Raw genomic sequence first — 13,179 nt, 5'->3', positions numbered from 1 at the left:
CCCTGACCAATAGGTACCAACCATAAGCGCCACCTATCTCAGCGGCTCAGCACTCACCAGATGTAGCCTGACGTTCACGTCAGGTGAGATGTTCAAATCCTCGCTTTCAGGTAGTCGGCTAATTGAGAGGCTGCACTTGAAGCGCCGCCGGCCAGGCGCATAATGACGTTTACAGAGCCGGGGGCTGGCAATTTCTTTCCATTGGCAAGCGCATCAATTACCGAAACACTTTCTGGCACCGTGCTACGGGCCAATACGGTTATTCCCAAGCTGCTGTGCAGGGCGGCGGTAAGCCCTGAGAAGTCGGTGTTGGTGTAGGTAATTCTGTAGGGCTGATGTATCCGTTGCAGACTCTGTTCGGCACGGCGGCGGTAAATGCATCCTTCCGGAGCTACAACCAAAGGCAAGCTGGGCTGTTCGACCAATGCAGGGGAGCCCACCCAAACCAGCTCTTCGCGCTGAATCAACACATCGCTTTTATTGGTCTGTTCGCGCAGTGCCAGAATAATATCGAACTGTTGCCCCAGTCCGGACAGTAAGTCTTTACTCAACGCCGAAGTCACCTGCAGTGTGACCTGTGGGTAAACCTGAGCAAACTGACCCAATACTTTGGGCAACAGACTGGACGCGAATTCACTGGTAATACCCAGCCGCACTTTACCGCTAACCTGTTGCGGTTCGAACTGCGCCCAGGCCTGGTCATTTAGCGCCAACATTCGCTGCGCGTAATCAAACAGTACGTCACCGTCGGCGGTAAGAGCAAAGCCGCTGCCCTGGCGCGTTAGCAGTTCAACGCCCAGTTGCTGCTCCAGCTTTTTAAGCTGCAAACTAATAGCAGGCTGAGAACGGCCCATGCGCTCGCCGGCAAGTGTCATACTGCCCAGCTCTATAACCGCACTAAAACTGCGTAAGGCTTCTAAGGATAAATGTTTCATTGGTTCGCTTTATAAAGTAGTTACTGGGTATTTGAAAAATTAATACCATTATAAGCATTATTGATTTTAAGTTTAAACGAATCACGCCTATAATTTGCGCCCATACACACGCACATAAAGTGAACAGAGAAGGAACACGGTATGGGTAGCAGAACGCCACTGTACGATGCACACGTAAAAGCGGGTGCGAAGATGGTTGATTTTCACGGCTGGGACATGCCGCTGAACTACGGCTCACAAATTGAAGAGCACCATGCTGTACGCCGTGACTGCGGTGTTTTTGATGTGTCGCATATGACCATTGTTGACGTAGAAGGGCCACAGGCTCAGGCGTTTTTGCGTTACCTGCTGGCTAACGACGTTGCTAAGCTAAAAACCGAAGGCAAAGCACAATACACCAGTATGCTGAATGAAAACGGCGGTGTTATTGACGACCTTATCGTGTATTTCTTCTCAGAAACCGCTTACCGCATGGTTGTTAACTCAGCAACCCGCGACCGCGACCTGGCATGGATTGAAAAAGTCGCGGCCGATTTTGATGTCACCACCAAAGAGCGTGACGACATGGGTATGCTGGCTTTGCAGGGCCCTAAAGCCGCTGAAAAAATTCAAAACGTATTAACCGCAGAGCAGTACGCAGACATTGACGGCATGAAGCCTTTTGTGGGTAAAGACGTTGGCGATTACTTTATTGCGACCACAGGTTACACCGGCGAAAAAGGCTACGAAATTGTGGTTCCGGCCGAGCAGCTTGAAGCCTTGTGGAATGACTTGCTAAAAGCCGATGTGGCTCCATGTGGACTGGGTGCTCGTGATACACTGCGCTTAGAAGCTGGCATGAACCTGTATGGTCAGGACATGGACGAGAACATCACGCCGCTGGAAGCCAATATGGGCTGGAGCGTAGCGTTTGAACCGGCTGATCGCAACTTCATTGGTCGTAAAGCCTTAGAGCAGAAAAAAGCGAAAGGTCATGACAAATTAGTCGGTCTTGTAATGGAAGAGAAAGGTGTGCTGCGCCACGGTCAAAAAGTAACCGTTGAGGGTGGCGAAGGTATCATCACTTCTGGTACATTCTCGCCTACACTTGGTTTCTCAGTTGCAATGGCTCGCGTTCCATCCAGTGTTGGTGATACAGCGGAAGTGGAAATGCGTAAGAAACAAATGCCGGTGAAGGTGGTTAAGCCAGGTTTCGTCAGAAACGGTCAATCTGTTTTATAATCGAACAAGATTCAATACATTCCGGGTAACCCGGGTAGAAGGAAAGCAATATGAGCAATATTCCAGCAGATCTGAAATACGCATCAACCCACGAATGGGTTCGTGATGAAGGCGACGGTACTTTTACTGTCGGTATCTCCGAGCACGCGCAGGAACTTCTTGGCGATATGGTGTTTGTTGAGTTACCGGACGTAGGCGACAAAGTTGCCACAGGCGACGATATTGCTGTCGCTGAATCTGTAAAAGCCGCTTCAGATATCTACGCACCAATGACCGGTGAAGTTGTTGCGGTTAACGAAGATCTGGAAGATGCCCCTGAAACGGTCAACAACGACCCTTACGGTGACGGCTGGTTATTCCGTATAAAAGCAGATGACAGCGGCGAGCTGGACAACTTATTAGACGCGAACACTTACGAGGCTTCAATCGACGAAGACTGAGGCCATTGGCGCATAGCACCAATGACACAGAGCGTCCTGAGCCCCGGAAATTAGCCGGGGTTCATTGTTTTTTGTATCCGATAAGTTTTCGATAAATTTCCGATAAATGTACGAGGCTGAGTTAAATGAGCAGTACTACCCTGACGCAATTAGAGCACCACGATGAATTCATTAGCCGCCACATTGGCCCAAGCGCTGATGAGCAAAAAGCCATGCTGGCTGAGCTGGGTGTAGATTCTTTAGAAGCATTAACCAAAGACACTGTGCCTGGTGCGATTCTGCGTGAACCGTTCCTGCAGACAGGGGAGCCGCAAACTGAACGCGAAGCTCTGGCCCGTCTTAAAAACATCGCGAAAAAGAACCAAATTTGTACCTCGTACATTGGTATGGGTTACTACGACACCGTAGTACCTAACGTTATTTTGCGTAACGTGCTGGAAAACCCGGGTTGGTATACCGCGTACACGCCGTATCAGCCGGAAATTGCTCAGGGCCGTTTAGAAGCGCTGCTTAACTTCCAGCAAATGACCATGGACTTAACCGGCCTGGATTTAGCCAGCGCCTCATTGCTGGACGAAGCCACCGCGGCCGCCGAAGCCATGGCTATGGCGAAGCGCGTTTCTAAAAACAAAAAATCCAACGCGTTTTTCATTGCCGACAACGTTTACACGCAAACGATTGACGTGGTGAAAACCCGTGCCGAATACTTTGGTTTCGACATTATTGTCGGACCGGCGCGTGAAGCCTCTGATCATGACGTGTTTGGCGCACTGTTGCAGTACCCGGACAAACAAGGCCAGTTGCATAGCATTGAACAGTTAATTGGTGAGCTGCAGGAGAAGAAGGCCATTGTTGCCGTTGCTTCTGACTTAATGAGCCTGTTAATGGTGAAGTCTCCGGGCGAAATGGGCGCCGACATGGTGTTCGGTAACGCTCAGCGCTTTGGCGTGCCAATGGGCTATGGTGGTCCTCACGCCGCGTTCTTTGCTACGCGCGACAAGTTTAAGCGTTCATTGCCTGGTCGTATTATTGGGGTTTCTAAAGACTCGCGCGGACGCCCTGCATTGCGTATGGCCATGCAGACCCGTGAGCAGCACATACGCCGGGAAAAAGCGAACTCGAACATTTGTACTGCGCAGGTTCTGCTGGCGAACATGGCGTCGTTTTACGCTGTGTATCACGGCCCTGAAGGCTTGCGTCGTATTGCCAACCGCATTCACCGTTTAACCGACATTGTCGCGCTAGGTATGCAGGACAAAGGCGTGAAACTGGTTAACAGCCACTGGTTTGACACCCTGACCTTTGAAATGAAAGAAAACGCCGCAGATGTACTAGCGCGCAGTAAAGCGCTGGGTCTTAACCTACGCGTTGACGGCGAAGGCGTATTTGGTATTAGCCTGGATGAAGCCAAAACACGTGACGACGTTGAAAACTTATTTGCCGCGCTGTTTGGCGACAACCACGGTTTAGACATTGACGTATTAGACAGCCGTGTTGCTGGTGGCGACGTTGAATCTATTCCTGCTGACTTAGTGCGTACTTCTCAGTATTTACAGCACCCGGTATTTAACGAGTACCACTCAGAAACCGAAATGCTGCGTTACATTAAAAAGCTGGAAAACAAAGATTTAGCCCTGAACCATTCAATGATTTCTCTGGGCTCGTGCACCATGAAGCTGAACGCCACCGCCGAGATGATTCCGGTCACCTGGCCCGAGTTTGGTCAGTTGCACCCGTTCTGCCCGGCAGAGCAGGCACAGGGTTATTACGAGTTAGTTTCCACCTTGTCTGAGTGGTTAATTGACGTAACCGGTTACGACGATATGTCGATGCAACCGAACTCGGGTGCGCAGGGTGAGTACGCGGGTCTGCTGGCTATTCAGAAGTACCATGAGAGTCGCAACGAAGGGCACCGCAATATCTGCTTAATTCCAAGCTCTGCACACGGTACTAACCCGGCTTCAGCTCAGATGATGAACATGAAAGTGGTGGTGGTTGACTGTGACAAGCACGGCAACGTGGATATGGACGACTTAAAAGCCAAAGCCGAAGAAGCGGGCGAGAACCTGTCGTGCATTATGGTGACTTATCCGTCTACCCACGGTGTTTACGAAGAAGGCATTAAAGACATTTGTGACCTGGTTCACAGCTATGGTGGTCAGGTTTACATGGACGGTGCCAACATGAACGCACAGGTTGGCGTAACCTCACCGGGTTACATTGGCTCTGACGTATCGCACCTGAACCTGCACAAAACCTTCTGTATTCCGCATGGCGGTGGTGGTCCTGGCATGGGTCCTATTGGTGTGAAGCAGCACCTGGCTGAGTTCCTGCCAAACCACTCTATTGTGAATATCGACGGGCCTAAAGCAGGCAACGGCGCGGTATCTGCTGCGCAGTTTGGTAGTGCCAGCATTCTGACCATTTCCTGGATGTACATTGCCATGATGGGCGGACGTGGCTTACGTGAAGCCTCAGAAACCGCTATTTTGAACGCCAACTACCTGGCTGAGAAGCTCAGTAAGCACTTCAAAATATTGTATCGTGGCCGCAACAGCCGTGTCGCGCACGAATGCATTATCGACTTGCGCCCAATGAAAGACGCTGCCGGTATTGCTGAAATTGATGTAGCTAAGCGCCTGCAGGACTACGGCTTCCACTCACCCACCATGAGCTTCCCGGTAGCGGGCACCATTATGGTTGAGCCGACCGAGTCTGAGTCTAAAGCTGAGCTGGACCGCTTTATTGAAGCCCTGGTCAGCATTAAAGCCGAAGCCGAGAAAGTAGCTGCCGGTGAATGGCCAAAAGACAACAACCCACTGGTGAATGCACCGCATACACTGGCTGACATTACCGACGCAGAGTGGGACCGCCCATACGACCGCAAAACGGCAACCTACCCGGTAGAAGCCGTTGGTTACGACAAGTTCTGGCCAACCGTTAACCGTATAGACGACGTATTCGGCGACCGTAACCTGATGTGCTCATGTCCGAGCATTGAAGAATATCGGTAATAGTCTTGCGGTGGGGGCCTGACGTTTACGTCAGGTTCGATATCTCAGTGACATGAATATGGAGCCCGCTTTTTAGCGGGCTTTTTTATGTATAAAGTCGTATCGCCAATATCGTTGGTCAGCGAGTAAAATATCTGTGTGTATCGGTTTGTTATGACGAATTAATTCTATGGAAATTCTCTCCAAACAAAAACCATTGCATCTTCAGGTTTTACACCAGAGGAGACGTAATTGAGAAAATGACGACACCTAGACAAGCCAGTCATTTTTTCTTCTTGAAGTTCCCCCCAACTCATTTCATCTTTTTTAATTAGTTTTTCCAAATAGTTATTCAAATTGTCCTTTTCAAAACTTGCCCAAACAGAACTGGCAATTTCCGGAAGATTTCTGTCATATTTAGCGCAAATATTTATTACTGGTTCACCGACTGTAGAGTCATTGCTTTTACCCGTAGTATTCCACTTTGGCTGAATTGCCTCGATGATAATTTGCTCTATGCCCTTGTTTATATTTACCTTTCGGCCATCACTTAATTCGGCATAAGGATCAACCGAAAGCCAAATGGAAACTTTTCGCCCTTCGATTAACGCCGCTTTTATAGTGTCGTCATGCTTGCCATGCCAAATATATTTACCTTTTTTCAGCCCCCAGCGATCTTTAAACACCCCAGAATACTGACCAACATAAACTGGTTTAACTTCATCATCTAAATAAACCAAATAGCAAGATTGCTCAGCTTTAGCGACTTCGGGGTACAATAAATCTAAAGCGGCATCCCATTCTATCTTTCTTCCCTCATAAGTCACTTTCCAAGGTACTTGTGACAAAAATGCATTAGCCACATGTAAAAATTTGAATCCCTCAACTTTTTTGTATCGCATAAACTTTCCTTTCTTCATAACATTTATATATTGTGCGTGCGCACTTCGGAACTCGTTCAATTGGCAGTTTTCGGTTCTTAACTTATTGTTCAAGCTAGCATTGCTGCTTTGAAAGGCTCCGAGTTAGCAAAGGCAATTTGAGCATTGCTCAATTACACTCTATCTAGCGCACAATATCTAATCTTTATTTTTCTTATGTCATTGACAGTAAACGATTTAAATAAACAACAGAACAACAAAGCGCGCAATATTGTCGTAGTGAACCTACTGCGCATCGTTAGCATCACCCACACTTACGAGTAACAGGACGGGTCGTCACTAGTTGAAGTAGGTCGAAAGTCAGAAGGTCCGCTGCTCGCTCATAGCGGACAATTTGCGCAGTGATATGTAACTTTTTAGATTTGGATAAAGCGTTCATTATTTCCACTCTATATTTTGTTAGTATTGTTAAGAATCTTCCTCAAATGATCCTGGACAGAAAAGCAGTTAGTATTTGTCTAACCCTAATTGTAATTTTGTTACGGACGCAGGTACTTTGATTATGGAAAGAAACATGGTTGGTCAATGGATAGGTCGATATCAAGGTTCAGCAGATGGCAGGCTAATGATCAATATCGATCAAGTTGGCAGTCATTTGGAGGGTGTGGCTTACGTTATGCCAGACGACAGAAACCTCCCCTCCTCAGTAGGCCGCTTTGCTACAAAGAGTACAGGTAATGAACATGTTTCCGAGGCTTTTATAAACCCTGTCGATCCTCGCTCAGGTTTCCAGTGTCAATGGGACGATATTAAGCATCTATACTCTGATCAGGTCCATCACTCAAGTGAAGCAAAAATATCTTTGAAACTAGAGAATGAAAAGTTAATAGTTGTAGCCAATTCGAGTGAGGGTTTTTATTGGGAAAGCACTTTGTCTCGGCCGATAAGTAACTCGCAGTCCAAAGTAACTAGCACAGTTAAGAGCTGGAAAGATTTTAAAGATTATTTGTCGGGCTTTTCTAAATCTAAATATTTATTTCGCGGCCAAAGAGAACCATGGCGCCTAAGAACGTCTTTTCATCGGAAGGGGAGGTATAGAATCAGTGAATTTACCAGTAAAGATGTCAAGCAGCTCCATAAGAGGTTGAGTGCGATAACGAAACACTATTTCAACTTGGAGGTTCCAGATCAAAATGGATCTTTTTTCAACTTATTACAGCATCACGGATATCCTACCCCTTTGTTAGACTGGTCTTATTCTCCTTTTGTATCAGCGTTTTTTGCTTTTCGAGACTTACCCCAAAATTATGACGGGGACGGCTATGTAAGGATCTATATATTCAATAGTGAAGCCTGGATAAACAATTACACCCAGATTCAAAATTTAGATCCTCCTTGTCCTCACTTGTCGGTTATGGAGTTCATCGCAATTGACAATCCGAGACTTGTACCCCAACAGGCTGTAACTACCGTGACTAATATAGATGATATTGAGGCCTACCTTCTTGAAAAAGCCAAGGATGACAAGGTAGCCTACATACAAGCTATTGATATTCCCGCTAATGAAAGAGAGCATGTCATGAGAGATCTTCGGTTCATGGGTATTACTGCTGGATCGATGTTCCCAAGTATCGACGGTGTTTGTGAAGAACTTCGTGAAACCAACTTTTAAAAAAGAATAAGCAGAATAGCTACTAGCTAAGATTGAGAACTCATAACAATGTTAGTTACAGCGGCGTAATTTTCGTTGCGACTTCGCCTTTACCATAAAACCATGCGTGCTGGCGACGTTATAACCGACGGATAAAGTTTTATGGCAAATGTTCTGAAGCAGTTCAAGAGTAACCTTAGCTATTCACAGATAGCTGATGGCATGAATGTGGCTTGTGAAAATGCTCGAAGACTAATTGAGGATGCACAAATTCTCTTCGATTCTCAGAGATATCCCTCCGCCGCTTCTCTTGCCATATTAGCAATAGAAGAGTCCGGTAAAACTGCTATCTTGCGCGAGATGGCTACTGCTCGAGACGGTAAAGCGTTAAAAGCAGCCTGGAAGTCGTATCGTTCACACACAAAGAAGAATGTTGCATGGATTCTGCCTGACTTGGTCTTTAATGGCGCTCGCAAATTAGAAGAGTTTGCTCAGATTACCTACCCTCAGGGAGAGCATCCAAAAGTTCTGGATAATGTTAAGCAGATAGGCTTCTACACAGACTGCCTGGGTAACGCTCATTGGTCTGTTCCGTCAGTGGTGATAGATGAGAGTACAGCGAAAAGCATTTTGTCTGTAGCTCAAATTCTTTCAAAAAGCAGAGTCCATACAGAAAGAGAAATTGAGCTTTGGGTTGCCCATATTGGCCCAGTCAAGGAAAGTACATTGGAACAGCAGAAAGAAGCTTTATACGGTTGGTTCAGAGCAATGGAGTCGGAAGGGCTTATCGAAGAAGGCGAGATCCCTTTCTCTAAATTTCTCGACTGACAAAAAGTTTTAAAAAGTAGTTGAAGCTCATTACGGGTCTGACTGCCAGCCATCGAGTGCCCGTTTCGCTGTGCGAGAAGGGTACCGCTGAACAAAGGCGTTAATGTCTGCCTCTGCCAAAACAGTCAGTCTGCTATGAGTGAGAGGCGGCCATCATCTATACCTGACTTCTTTCATAAAAACCGTTTTAAGATAAGGCTACTTTCCTTATTTTTCTTGTAAAGCAAGCTCTTCGGTTCCTGACTCGTTTTACATGTAGATCACAATGTGTGAGTATTGATGATTATTTATACTATTTAAAAAGCGATTTGCCGCAGCTCACTGCGGTCAACAATACTAGGGACAGGTCATGAGTATTACACCGAGAGGTATGAGTGTTCAGGAGGCATACCGATTATTTAGAGACGACAAGCTGATAGTAAACAGAAAGTACCAAAGAAAACTTGTCTGGACTACAGAAGAAAAGCAGAACTTAATCGATAGTTTAATTAAAGATTATCCAATTCCTCTGATTCTACTAGCTGATGCGTCAGAGGGAGCTAATCAAATTTTTGAGATTATGGATGGAATGCAAAGGCTGAATGCAATTTTCTCATTCATTGAAAACTCATTTCCTGTTAATGGTAAGTACTTTGATACGAACGAATTCACTAGGGCACGACAAGCGGCAGAATCAGGGGCGTTCACTCCTTCAAGTAAGGACAGATGTGAATTCTTTGCTCCTAATGTTTGCGCCGATATCTTAGATTACCAGTTGGCAGTTACTACCTTTCCAATAGAGAGCGATAAGCAGGTTACGGATGTTTTCGGGAGAATAAATTCAGGAGGCAAACAACTTAGTGCTCAAGAAAAACGACAAGCGGGAATGACTGACAGTTTTTCTATGGTTGTCCGTGAGCTTTCTTCTGAAATTCGAGGCGACTCGTCAAAAAATAAACTCGCACTTTCAGAAATGCCTGAAATTAGTATTGACTCTGTGAGAACAGATTTAGGCTATGCGTTAAAAGCAGAAGAAATATTTTGGTGCAAACAGGGCATATTGTGGAATAGGCACCTAAGAGATAGCGAGGACGAAGAAATGCTTGCAGATATTTGTTCCTCAATCGTACTCGGCGAACCTATAGCAAGAAGTAAGGTTTTATTCGATAAAATATATGATGAATCTGCAAGTGAATATGAAAAAGTTAGGCGTGAATTTACAAGTTATGGAAAAGATAGGCTCATAGAGGAAGTAAAGGTTACACTCTCTGTTTTGAGAGAGGTAATTGACGGTTATAGCACAGAACCAAATGCACTGAGAACCATAGTAAACCCTAAATCAGCGAACCCGATAAAAGGGTCTTTCTTTGCTATCTTTATGGCATTTCATAAGTTAGTAATTTCGGAAGAAAAAACACCAAGTGACTATTCTGGAATCATGGAGGCATTAAGTGGTCTCCACAAAAAGATGATTTCAAGTGCGAAGTTTTCAACAACACCTGACCGAATAAAAAATATAGATACCACTACAGGATTAATTCAGCGCTACTTTGTAAAGACTGAGCCTCCGATGCTGAGACATGGAGCAGGCTTAGCTCTGGACTTAGAAAACTCTCTTCGAAGATCTCGAATTGAGACATCTAGGTATGAATGTAAGCAGGGGTTTGTTGATCTCTCAGCCAGTAGGAAGTTTGATTCAAATCTTCCTAAGAAAATAATTGAAACCATATGTGCAATAGCAAACGTCGGTCCAGATGCCGATGGATATATATTTATTGGTGTTGCTGACTCTGCTACTGACGCAAATCGAATAGAGAAACTTGATAACGTAACACCCGTAAAAGTAGGCGCTCGTTATGTTGTAGGGCTTGAGAGGGAGAGAGCTATATTGGGGTACGATGAAGAACAATACCTCGAAAAAATTATGGCTTATATTCGCAATGCAGATTTATCAGAACCTTTAAAAAGCCAAGTGCTTTCTCAATCTGATTATGTTGAATACAAAAGCAAATCCGTATTGCGTTTGAGGATCCCCGCTCAGAGCGAGTTATCGTTTTTAGGAGATGATGTTTATATTCGTGAAAACTCATCAACTGTCTTAGCTACCGGAAAGAAAATGTTGGCTGCGAACAAGATATTTTTGTAAGGAAGCATGGCCTAGGTCATTTTAGGCTTTATTACGGTCACCGCAGGGTACAATTTGCCGTTCTGAAAGCGTTTTATGAGTAAAATGGTATTGGTAATAAAGTTCAAAGTTGACTATGAAGGCTTCATAAGTTTCAAAGATTAGCTTTCAGCGTAGGTTTAGAGCTCCATCGTTTCAAAAAGCTCAGAGCAAGTTTCAGTTTAGATTAATCTTTTAGGTAACGAATAACCGGATCATAACGTCCGCTCCTGGCACGAAGCGGACTATCGATTCGTACTCAAATCAAGTGTTATTAACAACCCTCTTTAAATAATATTTTATAGCCCTTAAAAAGGCTTCTAACATAACTCAATCACTTTATAGTCTATATAAAGGTTTTTATATAAATACAATTGCATGCCTTAAATAGTCTGCTACACTCTAATTATCAGTTTAAAACCTATTTAAGGTTCTTTATATGGATTCTGATCGAGTTTCAGCACTTATTGGTCAGCGAGTCAGGCAGTATCGGCTGAATCAGGATTTAACTCAGGAGGACTTAGCTACCTTAGCTAATGTCTCACTGAATGCGGTTAAATCCGCGGAGGGTGGTAAAAGCACCTTACCGACCTATGTCGCTATTCTTCAGGCTTTGGGTCATATCGACAATTTACTGGCCGCATTCCCGGACGAGGGCGTTTCTCCTGTGCAACTGCTCAAAAGTAGCACCAAACAAAAGAAACGAGCGAGCGGTAAAACGCGTGTGAAACCTGCTGACAATGGGGAGCTGGACTGGTGATTAATACCATTGAAGTTCGCTACAAAGGTGAGCCTGTCGGTGCCTTAAGTTATAACAAAGGCGACACGGCAGCGCGGTTCGAGTACTTATCTGAATTTGTCGAAAAAGACATTCCGCTGGCGCCTTTAACCATGCCTGCCGAGAAAGGACGAATTTACTCCTTTCCGGGGTTAAACTGGGATACGTTCAGAGGTCTGCCGGGCATGCTGGCAGACTCTTTACCCGACGACTTCGGTAATGCGGTACTGAACCAATGGGTTGCGCAACAGCCCGATCGCACCGAACCTCTGAGCCCGCTTGAACGACTTCAATATACCGGTGAGCGGGGCATGGGCGCTCTTGAGTATCATCCTGCTCGTAAGAATCAAACCAACGCCAAAAACAAAGACATTGAGCTTGAAAGCTTAATGAAGTTAGCACAGGAAGTGCTGGATGCACGAAAGGGTTTTCGCCAGCGCACGCACTTTGATGACGAGGCAGACAAAGAAATGATGCAGGCCTTATTAGCGGTTGGCACCAGCGCCGGTGGCGCAAGACCAAAGGCGGTACTGGCGTTTAATAAGGATTTCAGCCAGGTGCGTTCCGGGCAGGGGCTTGTGCCCGAAGGGTTTGAGCATTATCTGCTGAAGTTTGACGGGGTAAAGGAGCGCGACCCATCTCAGCAAACTTTTGGCGATCCGCTCGGTTACGGTGCCATGGAGTATGTGTATTACTTAATGGCCACGCAAGCCGGCATTGATATGATGCCATGCCACCTGCTGGATGAAGGCAACAGACGCCATTTTGTGACCAAACGCTTTGACAGAATAGGCAATGAGAAAAAGCACATTCAAACGCTGACCGCTATTAAGCACGTGAACTATCACGACATTGGCGCGTTTTCTTATGAAGAGCTGTTTCAGGTCGCCCGCCAGCTAAGGTTGCCACGGGCGGACGCTATAGATCTATTCCGGCGTATGGTCTTTAACCACGTAGCAACGAACCACGATGACCATTCCAAGAACTTTGGTTTTATGCTGGAGGATCAGCAGTGGCGGTTGAGCCCGGCTTACGACGTGGCCTTTAGCTTTAAGCCTGGAAACCCCTGGGTAGAGCAGCATTGGATGTCTTTAAATGGCAAGCGCAGCGGTCATACCCGCGCCGACTTTTACGCGCTGGCAGACGTTCAGTTACCAAAGGTAGAGCGCAAAGAAATTGATGCCATTATTGATGAGGTGATTAACGCGGTGTCTCAGTGGCGGGAATTAGCCACTGAACATGAGGTGCCCAAAGCGCTCGCCGACTCAATAGAGGGCCATCTCAGGCTGAAAGACTTTGCCTGAGAGGC

At 46.0% G+C, this 13,179-nt stretch carries 10 protein-coding genes; 8 read left to right on the top strand and 2 right to left on the bottom strand.

Features of this window, described 5'->3' with window-relative positions; translation table 11 throughout:
- Positions 1 to 92 precede the first annotated feature (92 nt).
- Entirely contained in the window at positions 93 to 935 is an 843-nt protein-coding gene (locus tag K5X84_RS09840; RefSeq protein WP_222235726.1) for a LysR family transcriptional regulator, read from the bottom strand.
- Positions 936 to 1,076: 141 nt separating this feature from the next.
- Here K5X84_RS09840 and gcvT point away from each other — a divergent pair, with 141 nt between their 5' ends.
- From gcvT to gcvP, 3 genes are all read left to right on the top strand, one after another.
- Positions 1,077 to 2,156, top strand: coding sequence for a glycine cleavage system aminomethyltransferase GcvT (gene gcvT, locus K5X84_RS09835; protein ID WP_222235725.1), 1,080 nt, complete (start codon positions 1,077 to 1,079; stop codon positions 2,154 to 2,156).
- Between the two features lie 50 nt (positions 2,157 to 2,206).
- Positions 2,207 to 2,596 (top strand): glycine cleavage system protein GcvH, encoded by a 390-nt coding sequence (gene gcvH / locus K5X84_RS09830; RefSeq protein ID WP_054491221.1) that lies wholly within the window; start codon positions 2,207 to 2,209, stop codon positions 2,594 to 2,596.
- A gap of 125 nt (positions 2,597 to 2,721) precedes the next feature.
- Positions 2,722 to 5,610 carry an aminomethyl-transferring glycine dehydrogenase gene (gene gcvP / locus K5X84_RS09825; protein WP_222235724.1) on the top strand — a complete coding sequence of 963 codons (2,889 nt, stop codon included), beginning with the start codon at positions 2,722 to 2,724 and terminating at the stop codon, positions 5,608 to 5,610.
- A 167-nt stretch (positions 5,611 to 5,777) separates the two neighbouring features.
- Here the strand turns inward: gcvP and K5X84_RS09820 are convergent, their stop codons facing one another.
- Positions 5,778 to 6,491, bottom strand: a complete 714-nt coding sequence (locus K5X84_RS09820; RefSeq protein WP_222235723.1) for a hypothetical protein — start codon at positions 6,489 to 6,491, stop codon at positions 5,778 to 5,780.
- 541 nt (positions 6,492 to 7,032) lie between these two features.
- Between K5X84_RS09820 and K5X84_RS09815 the strand changes: the two genes are divergently transcribed.
- The 5 genes from K5X84_RS09815 to K5X84_RS09795 all read left to right on the top strand — a co-directional run bounded on the left by K5X84_RS09815 (position 7,033) and on the right by K5X84_RS09795 (position 13,174).
- Positions 7,033 to 8,142, top strand: a complete 1,110-nt coding sequence (locus K5X84_RS09815; protein WP_222235722.1) for an FRG domain-containing protein — start codon at positions 7,033 to 7,035, stop codon at positions 8,140 to 8,142.
- Between the two features lie 141 nt (positions 8,143 to 8,283).
- Entirely contained in the window at positions 8,284 to 8,949 is a 666-nt protein-coding gene (locus tag K5X84_RS09810) for an AbiV family abortive infection protein (protein ID WP_222235721.1), read from the top strand.
- A gap of 349 nt (positions 8,950 to 9,298) precedes the next feature.
- Positions 9,299 to 11,074: a GmrSD restriction endonuclease domain-containing protein gene (locus K5X84_RS09805; protein WP_222235720.1), complete on the top strand. Its 1,776-nt coding sequence runs from the start codon at positions 9,299 to 9,301 to the stop codon at positions 11,072 to 11,074.
- 457 nt (positions 11,075 to 11,531) lie between these two features.
- Entirely contained in the window at positions 11,532 to 11,852 is a 321-nt protein-coding gene (locus K5X84_RS09800; protein ID WP_222235719.1) for a helix-turn-helix domain-containing protein, read from the top strand.
- On the top strand, positions 11,849 to 13,174 hold the full coding sequence (locus K5X84_RS09795; RefSeq protein WP_222235718.1) for a type II toxin-antitoxin system HipA family toxin: 1,326 nt from the start codon (positions 11,849 to 11,851) through the stop codon (positions 13,172 to 13,174). Before K5X84_RS09800 ends, K5X84_RS09795 begins: the two co-directional genes overlap by 4 nt.
- The last annotated feature ends 5 nt before the right edge of the window (positions 13,175 to 13,179 follow it).

The organism is Idiomarina abyssalis (genome assembly GCF_019797805.1).
GTDB lineage: Bacteria > Pseudomonadota > Gammaproteobacteria > Enterobacterales > Alteromonadaceae > Idiomarina > Idiomarina abyssalis.
This window is presented reverse-complemented; position numbering and strand designations above follow the sequence as displayed.

Bases quoted from the DNA above. Each gene is read 5' to 3' on its own strand.
- gcvH (WP_054491221.1), top strand. From the start codon at position 2,207: ATGAGCAATATTCCAGCAGATCTGAAATACGCATCAACCCACGAATGG.
- gcvP (WP_222235724.1), top strand. From the start codon at position 2,722: ATGAGCAGTACTACCCTGACGCAATTAGAGCACCACGATGAATTCATT.
- gcvT (WP_222235725.1), top strand. From the start codon at position 1,077: ATGGGTAGCAGAACGCCACTGTACGATGCACACGTAAAAGCGGGTGCG.
- K5X84_RS09820 (WP_222235723.1), bottom strand. From the start codon at position 6,491: ATGCGATACAAAAAAGTTGAGGGATTCAAATTTTTACATGTGGCTAAT.
- K5X84_RS09810 (WP_222235721.1), top strand. From the start codon at position 8,284: ATGGCAAATGTTCTGAAGCAGTTCAAGAGTAACCTTAGCTATTCACAG.
- K5X84_RS09805 (WP_222235720.1), top strand. From the start codon at position 9,299: ATGAGTATTACACCGAGAGGTATGAGTGTTCAGGAGGCATACCGATTA.
- K5X84_RS09800 (WP_222235719.1), top strand. From the start codon at position 11,532: ATGGATTCTGATCGAGTTTCAGCACTTATTGGTCAGCGAGTCAGGCAG.
- K5X84_RS09840 (WP_222235726.1), bottom strand. From the start codon at position 935: ATGAAACATTTATCCTTAGAAGCCTTACGCAGTTTTAGTGCGGTTATA.
- K5X84_RS09815 (WP_222235722.1), top strand. From the start codon at position 7,033: ATGGAAAGAAACATGGTTGGTCAATGGATAGGTCGATATCAAGGTTCA.